At 65.7% G+C, this 3,932-nt stretch carries 3 protein-coding genes and 1 tRNA gene; 2 read left to right on the top strand and 2 right to left on the bottom strand.

The genetic code is table 11. The annotated features are described in order from the left end of the window. On the bottom strand, window positions 1-950 hold a 950-nt coding region (locus tag H5T60_12535; GenBank protein ID MBC7243257.1), incomplete at its 3' end, for a phage holin family protein. A 19-nt stretch (window positions 951-969) separates the two neighbouring features. Then, window positions 970-1,761 carry an MBL fold metallo-hydrolase gene (locus tag H5T60_12530; GenBank protein MBC7243256.1) on the bottom strand — a complete coding sequence of 264 codons (792 nt, stop codon included), beginning with the start codon at window positions 1,759-1,761 and terminating at the stop codon, window positions 970-972. A gap of 305 nt (window positions 1,762-2,066) precedes the next feature. Between H5T60_12530 and H5T60_12525 the strand changes: the two genes are divergently transcribed. Both H5T60_12525 and H5T60_12520 read left to right on the top strand, forming a co-directional pair. Continuing rightward, window positions 2,067-2,144: transfer RNA gene (locus H5T60_12525), tRNA-Val, on the top strand. Between the two features lie 96 nt (window positions 2,145-2,240). Then, a partial coding sequence (locus H5T60_12520) for a GAF domain-containing sensor histidine kinase (GenBank protein MBC7243255.1) occupies window positions 2,241-3,932 on the top strand: 1,692 nt, incomplete at its 3' end.

Raw genomic sequence — 3,932 nt, 5'->3', positions numbered from 1 at the left:
TAGATCACCTCCATGAGCCAGTCCCACAGCGACAGGATGAGCACCCGCAGGAGGCAGTAGGGGTTCAGGAGGAAGAGCAGGAAATCATCAATACGGCGGGAAGCGCCGGCATTCCGGTTGTTCCCCATCGTGAAAATGGTCAGCTCTGCCCCGCCGCTGAACACGTTCGCCGTGCTGGAACCGCCGCGCAGTAAGCCGCGATAACCGTTCTCCACATAGCGCTGTTCCAGCAGGCGCGCCCCCTCCGGCCGGTTGGAGACAATGATCCGGCCGCTGGCGCGGTCCAGGAAGCGAAAGGCGGGGATATCGGAGCTGTCGCCGTACATGATGCCGGCCTGCACCGAAGAGGTCTGCGAGGGGATGCCGCAGTCCCAGGCCATCAGGCGGAACTGCCCATGCTCCAGCAGGGATTCCAGCGCCGGCATCATCCCTTCCCGCAGGGCATGCCGCAGGGCAGTGTACGACAGGCCGTCGATCTGCACGAAGACCACCCCGTGGGGCGATGGCTGTGCCCCCGCCGGCCGTTTCCGCCCCAGCCGGCGGATGACCCAGTCATACAGGGTGCGCTGACGCTCCGCGCTGACCAAGGCGCTGAAGAGCACATTGCTCGCCGGCAGGATGACAGCCCCCAACACCGCCGACGGCCAGAACGCATCCACATGAAACCCCGGCCAGACCCTGCCGACGAAGAGCAGGAGCAGGGAATCCACCAGCACGGTCGGCAGGCCGATGGTCAGCCAATTGACCGGGTATGCCAGGTACACCACCATGGGCCGCACCAGGGCATTGACCAGGCCGAGGAAGAGCGCGAAGGTCACCCAGGCCGGCACCAGCCGCGGGGAAAAATCAAAGGAGATGCCCGGGATGACCAGCACCGCCATGAACAGCGAGAGGCTGTTGACGAGCGCAGTAGTGAAGAAGCGCCATCCCAGGCGCCAGGCGCGGCGCATGGCGAATTACCTCCTCCAGCTAGCGGGCGAAGTGCGCCGGCGGGCCGGCGACCTCGGCCGTCTCCCCCGGGATCAGCACCCGCACGTCCGTATCCGCCGCCATCTGGCTGGCATATCCCAGGAAGGTATACGGCGGGTCCTGCAGATACGCCAGCCGCTCCCACACCGGCCCCATCAGGCGGAGAGAGCCCCAATGTACGGGGATGGCCAGTTTCGGCCTCAGCATTCCCAGGGCGCGTGCCGCAGTGCGCGGGTTCAGATGGCCCGGCGGGGTGCGCGGGGTATAGCCGGCCACTGGCAGGAGCGCCAGGTCAATGCGCCACCGCCGGCCCATCTCCTCCATCTCGTCGAACAGGTCCGTGTCGCCGGCGAAATAGACCGTGAACCGTCCCTCCACCATATAGCCCTGTGCCGGGACATGCATGCCCCACAGCGGCCGGCCGCCGGGATGCGCCGCCGGCGTGGCGGTCACCAACAGGCCATCCCATTGCACCTCTTCGCCCGGCCCCATTTCGATCACCTCCTGGGAGAGGCGCGAGGCCAGGTAGGCGCCGGCGCCGCGCGGCACAATCACGGTCGCCTGGCTGGGCAGCCTGCGCAGAGAGGGCAGGTCCGCATGGTCGTAATGCAGATGCGACAGCAGAACCAGCCGCACCTGGCTCAAGGAGAGAGGCTGTTCGATGAGCGACCGGCCGTGCCGGCGCAGGATCAGGAAGCGATCCCGAAGCACCGGGTCAGTGATGATGGTCTGTTCATCCAGCTCTATCAACACGGTGGCATGGCCGACATAGGTCACACGCATGGACGGCATCTGCCTGCACACCACCCCTTTGCCGTTAGAATTCCCATCGCCATTATAACACGCCGGCGCACGCACCCCAAACGACAGTGCACTTTGGCTTCGCCGGCCAACCTGTCGCCCATTCCAGCAACCGATGGAACTCACTGGACATGATACTGGCCTTTGCCCTGGCCGGCAGAGGAATTCAAACTCACCATCCGCAAGTAACGCGTGAGGGCCGCCAGGGGAAGCTCTCCCTGGCGGCTTCCCCTTCACAACTCCGCCGGCCAGGATTTGCATCTTTTCCCCGGCCATGCTATAATAGTAGGTGCCAAGGGCGAGTAGCTCAGCTGGTTAGAGCGCGTGTCTCACATACACGAGGTTCACAGGTTCGAGTCCTGTCTCGCCCACCAATGGGTGCCGCTGGCCGCTCCTCCGGGGTGCCAGCGGTTCGTCGTTTCAGGCCGGTTCAACGGATGCGCGACATGGGACAATCGGCTAACCAAGCTATGCCGGCCTCGCCGACCGGCGTGGGGAATTTCGAGCGCTGGCTGTTCGCCCTCCGCTGGCCCTATTGGGGCATTCTGCTCGCGCTGGCCTTACTCTCCCCACACCTGAACCTCGAACCCTTTTTCGTCGTCGCGCTGGTCGCCATCACGGCGGCCCTGCATATACTCCTGTTCCTCCTCCTGCACCTGCGCCGGCTGGGGCGCTGGTTCGCTCCGATGTTCTGGGCGTTGGACCTGGCCCTGCTGACCGCTCTGCTGCTCAAGGGCGGGATCTGGCCCACGCCCCTTTACCCTCTGCTGTGGTGGCCGGTGGTCGTGATCGGGCTGGCCGCCGGCGGAGGAATGGGCCTGCTGGCCGGCCTGGTGCTGGCATTCTGCGGTGCGCTCCCCCTGAGCACCCCACAGTGGAGCGAATTGGCCGGCATGAGCCTGACCGAGGCCGTTGTCTCCCTCATTGGCCTGCCGGCGCTGGGTGCCGCCGCCGGCTGGCTCAGCCAGCAGAGGGCCGCCCAACGACTGCGAGAGCTCACTGCCGAGGTCGAAACCCTGCGGCAAACGCGCGATCGCCTGGATGCGGTCTACGCTATGGCCAGTACCCTGGGCGCCACGCTCGATTATCAGCAGGTCCTGCAGGCGCTGTTTGACCTGAGCGCCATCGAGTTCCGGGCGTTAGGCAAGAACCCGGCGCAGATGGTAGGCATGGCCCTGCTGTTCGAGGAAGGCCGGCATGAGCCGGCCCTGCACGTGGTCGCCGGCCACCACATCACCGATGCCGACCGGGATATCCGCTGTCCGGCCCGGCAAGGTGTCCTTCAGCGCGTTATCTCCGCCGGCGAGGCCGAGGTGATCTCCGACGTCGCCGCGGATCCCGAACTATCTGCTTTCCCTTCCCTGCGCGAGGCCCGCTCCGCCATCGTTGTCCCCTTACGGGCCGGCTTTGAGTCCTACGGGGTGGTGCTCTTCGCCAGCCCCTCGCCGGCCGCCTATTCCCTGGACGAATGCCATTTCCTGGTGGCCTTTTCCAACCAGGCCACCATCGCCCTGCAGAACGCCCAGCTTTTCCAGAGCCTGCGCGAGGAACGGGACCGCATCATCACCCAGCAGGAGGAGATCCGCCGCGAGATCGCGCGCGAACTGCACGATGGGCCGACGCAGACCATCGCCGCCATCACCATGCGCCTCAACTACGCCCGCGCGCTGGTGAAGCGCTCGCCGGAGAAAGCCGCCGAGGAGCTGGCGGAGCTGGAAGACCTGGCCCGCAGGACGACGAAAGAGATCCGCACCATGCTGTTCACCCTGCGGCCGGTGATCCTGGAGACCCAGGGGCTGGTGGCGGCACTGCGCCATTATGCTGAGAAAATCCAGGAGACGGAAGGGCTTCTGGTGGAGATCCAGGACGCCGGCTTCTCCGCTTCCCTCTCCGACGAGACCGCCGGCGTCGTCTTCTCCATCTTGGAGGAGGCCATCACCAACGCCCGCAAGCACGCCCAGGCCCACCGCGTGGTCGTGCGACTGCGCAACGACCAGCAGACCTTCATGGCAGAGGTGGAGGATGACGGCATCGGCTTTGACGTGGCGGCGGTCGAGCAGACCTACGACCAGCGCGGCAGTTTGGGGCTTATCAACATGAGGGAACGGGCGGAGCTGATTGATGGGACGCTGTCCATAATCTCCAGCCCCGGGAGCGGCACG

The sequence above is a fragment of the Anaerolineae bacterium genome (assembly GCA_014360855.1).
GTDB lineage: Bacteria > Chloroflexota > Anaerolineae > JACIWP01 > JACIWP01 > JACIWP01.
The sequence above is the reverse complement of the archived record's forward strand: the minus strand, read 5'-3'. Positions and strand labels throughout refer to the sequence as shown.